We start from the raw sequence: 3,734 nt of genomic DNA, 5'->3' as shown, positions 1-3,734 counted from the left end.
CGTTCTTCCTGAATGCACTCGGTCAAAATGTGGGAGCGGGCTTGCTCGCGAAAGGGCCGCTACAGCTTGCATCAATACCCCTGCGGCAACGCCATCACAAACCTCGCCCATCCCGCCCCCGACTCACAGAAAATCCGCCCCCCATGGGCCCGCACAATCGACTGGGTAATCGCCAAACCCAGCCCCGCATGTTCGCTGCTCCCTTCATGACGCGCCGGATCTGCCCGGTAAAACCGGTCAAACAACCGTGGCAACAATGCCTCGGGAATGCCTTCCCCGGTGTTTTCCACACTCAGCGTCACGCCTTGCATCCCCTCGACAATCCGCACGCTGACTTCGCCACCCGGCGGGGTGAACCGCAACGCGTTATCCAGCAGGTTGGAAATCGCCCGGCGCAACATGCTGCGGTCACCTGAAGTGCTGGCGCTGCCTTCCCGAACCAGCCGCACCTGGACGTCCTCCGCCAGCGGCGCGAAAAACTCCAGCAATGCCTCCACCTCGTCCGCCAGCACCAGGGTTTCGCGCTTGGGCACCAGCAGCCCATGGTCCGCCTTGGCCAGGTACAGCATGTCGTTGACCAACTGCGCCATCCATTGCAGTTCTTCCAGGTTGCTGTGCAGGGCTTCGCGGTAGTCCTCCAGCGCCCGTGGCTGCGTGAGGATGACTTGGGTCTGTGTCAGCAAATTCGACAGTGGCGTACGCAGTTCATGGGCGATGTCGGCAGAAAACGCCGAAAGGCGCTGGAAGGCATCGTCCAGGCGCCCAAGCATCGCGTTGAAGGACTGGGCGAGTTCCGCCAGTTCGGCGGGCATTTGTTCCTGGGGCAGGCGTTGGGTCAGGGAGTGGGCAGAGACGCCGCTGGCGACTTCGCTCATGCGCCTCAGCGGTCGCAACCCGCTGCGGGCGGCCCAGGCGCCGAGCAGGGCGGTGGCCAGGGCGGAAAGGCCGACGGTCAGCCAGATCAGATGCTGCATGCGTTGCAGGAAGTGTTGATGGTGGGTGATGTCGAGCATCAGCGTCAGGCGTGGCGAGTCAGCGTTTCCAGGAATCAGCGGCGCGTTGTACACGCGGTAATCGGTGCCGGCGTTCTGCACGCTGTGCAGGCCAGGCGCCTGGGGCAGGGTGATGCCGGGAGCGCCGTCGAACCAGCGCTGATCGCCGGTGGTGATGCGCAGGGCCAGGTCGGGCTGGCGATTGAGTTCTTCTCGCAGCGTTGTTTCTCGTAAGGCAAATCGTTCTGGCGTGTCGGCACCTTGCAATGTGCTGCGCAGCGCTATCATCTTGCCGTCGAGCAACTGCTGGTCCAGCTCGATAAAGTGCGCCTCGCTGGCATGGTTGAACAGCACGCCGGCCAGCAATGAAACCACGGCGGTACAGCCAGCAAACAACAGCGCCAGGCGGCTGGCCAGGGAAATCCGTTTCATCAACTGAACCGCTCCTCAAGCACGTAGCCCATGCCGCGTACCGTATGGATCAGCTTGTTGGGAAAGTTGTCGTCGACCTTCAGGCGCAGGCGGCGGATCGCGACTTCGATGATGTTGGTATCGCTGTCGAAGTTCATGTCCCACACCTGGGAGGCAATCAGCGACTTGGGCAAGACTTCGCCCTGACGCCGCAGCAGTAGTTCCAGCAGGGAAAACTCCTTGGCCGTCAGGTCGATGCGCTGGCCGTCGCGCTCTACCCGGCGGCGGATCAGGTCCATGCGCAGGTCGGCCAGTTGCAGGCTGGTTTCCTGGGGTGGGCTGCTGCCACGGCGTAACAGGCTGCGCACCCGGGCCAGCAGTTCGGAGAAGGCGAAGGGCTTGACCAGGTAATCGTCGGCGCCCAGTTCCAGGCCATGCACCCGGTCTTCCACGGCATCTCGCGCGGTAAGGAACAGTACCGGCATGTCGAGCCCGGCGTTGCGTACGGCCTGGAGGATCTGCCAGCCATCGCGACCTGGCAGCATCACATCGAGGATCAACAGGTCGTAGTCACCGGTCAGCGCCAGGTGCTGGCCGCTGGTGCCGTCGGCCACCAGCTCGGTGTTGAACCCGGCCTCGGCCAGCCCCTGGCGCAAGTAGTGGCCGGTTTTCGGTTGGTCTTCGACGATCAGCAGTTTCATGGGCGGCTCATGGTTTTACGGGAACACAGACGTTATACCGCGCACATCCGGCAGCCGGCTCAAGCTGACAAAGTTGTAATCTGGCAGTCAGCTGGCTGGCAGCGGCGCGTTCGTAAAGTGTCCCACAGACTGATTCCGAACCTTTGGAGTGTGAGCATGTTTTTACGTAAATCCTGGTTGTTGGCGGGCTGCCTGATGGCGCTGAGTCTTCCGGCGCTGGCTTCCCCGGCTGAAACCTTCGCCTTCGGTGAGGCTGCGCCCGCCGCCAAGGCCACGCGCACGGTGGAAGTGGTGCTGCAGGACATTTCCTTTTCGCCCAAGGCTATTGATGTAAAAGCCGGTGAGACCGTGCGCTTTGTGCTGGTCAACAAAGGCCAGTTGCTTCATGAATTCAACCTTGGCGATGCCGCCATGCACGCAGCGCATCAGAAAGAGATGCTGCAGATGCAGGCCAGCGGCATGCTGACGGCGACCGGCATGGGCAAAATGGACCACAGTGCGATGGGGCATGGTGATATGGCAGGCATGAAGCACGACGACCCCAACAGCGTGTTGGTAGAGCCAGGCAAGACCGCCGAGCTGACCTGGACCTTCACCAAGGCCACCGGCTTGGAGTTTGCCTGCAACATTCCGGGGCATTACCAGGCGGGCATGGTCGGCAAGCTGACCGTCAGCCAGTAAGCCATTGACGGGCAAAGGCGGGTAGAATGGCGGCGTTTATTTAGCCAGGTTTCCGCCATGCATCCCGCAGCCGAACATTCGCCGCTGGGCAAGTCCAGTGAATACATCTCCACCTACACCCCGTCGTTGCTGTTCCCGATTCCTCGCGCCGCCAAGTGGGCCGAGCTGGGCCTGAGTGCCGAGACCCTGCCGTATAAAGGCGTGGATTTCTGGAACTGCTTCGAACTGTCCTGGCTGCTGCCATCCGGCAAACCCGTGGTGGCCATCGGTGAGTTCAGTATCCCGGCCGACTCGCCGAACATTATCGAGTCGAAGTCGTTCAAGTTGTACCTCAACTCGCTGAACCAAACCGCGTTTGCCGATGTGCAAAGCCTTGAAGCGACGTTGCGCACCGACCTGAGTGCAGCGGCCGGCAAGCCGGTTGGCGTGCGCATCCGCAGCCTGGGCGAGGTTGAAGCCGAAGGCGTGGTCGCGTTGCCGGGTGTGTGCATTGATGACCTGGACATTACCGTCAGCAACTACGAGCACCCGCGCCCGGAACTGCTGCGTTGCGACGATTCGCGCGTGGTGGAGGAGAGCGTCCACAGTCATCTGCTCAAGTCCAACTGCCCGGTGACCAGCCAGCCTGACTGGGGCAGTGTGGCGGTGGAGTACCGCGGCGCGGCGCTGGATCATGCCAGCCTGCTGGAATACCTGGTGAGCTTCCGCCAGCACTCGGACTTCCATGAACAGTGCGTGGAGCGGATCTTTCTCGACCTGCAGCGCTTGCTCAAGCCGGAGAAACTGACGGTTTATGCGCGCTATGTGCGGCGTGGCGGACTGGATATCAACCCGTACCGCAGTACTGAAGAGCAGCAGTTCCAGAACCTGCGCCTGGCTCGACAGTAGCCTTCACCCAAAATAAATGTGGGAGCGGGCTTGCTCGCGAAAGCGGTGTATCAGCCAGCAT

4 protein-coding genes are annotated in these 3,734 nt (G+C 61.8%); 2 read left to right on the top strand and 2 right to left on the bottom strand.

Annotated features, from left to right (window positions below):
* Positions 1–71: 71 nt before the first annotated feature.
* Positions 72–1,424 carry a heavy metal sensor histidine kinase gene (locus ACW9I6_RS31395; protein ID WP_457340203.1) on the bottom strand — a complete coding sequence of 451 codons (1,353 nt, stop codon included), beginning with the start codon at positions 1,422–1,424 and terminating at the stop codon, positions 72–74.
* Positions 1,424–2,104, bottom strand: coding sequence for a heavy metal response regulator transcription factor (locus tag ACW9I6_RS31390; protein WP_003218936.1), 681 nt, complete (start codon positions 2,102–2,104; stop codon positions 1,424–1,426). Before ACW9I6_RS31390 ends, ACW9I6_RS31395 begins: the two co-directional genes overlap by 1 nt.
* Positions 2,105–2,260: 156 nt before the next feature.
* Here ACW9I6_RS31390 and copI point away from each other — a divergent pair, with 156 nt between their 5' ends.
* Both copI and queF read left to right on the top strand, forming a co-directional pair.
* Positions 2,261–2,785 (top strand): copper-resistant cuproprotein CopI, encoded by a 525-nt coding sequence (gene copI, locus ACW9I6_RS31385; protein ID WP_177036327.1) that lies wholly within the window; start codon positions 2,261–2,263, stop codon positions 2,783–2,785.
* A gap of 57 nt (positions 2,786–2,842) precedes the next feature.
* Entirely contained in the window at positions 2,843–3,673 is an 831-nt protein-coding gene (queF, locus tag ACW9I6_RS31380; protein ID WP_177022890.1) for an NADPH-dependent 7-cyano-7-deazaguanine reductase QueF, read from the top strand.
* Positions 3,674–3,734 lie beyond the last annotated feature (61 nt).

The organism is Pseudomonas sp. SDO5522_S412 (assembly GCF_054071215.1).
The sequence above is the reverse complement of the archived record's forward strand: the minus strand, read 5'-3'. Positions and strand labels throughout refer to the sequence as shown.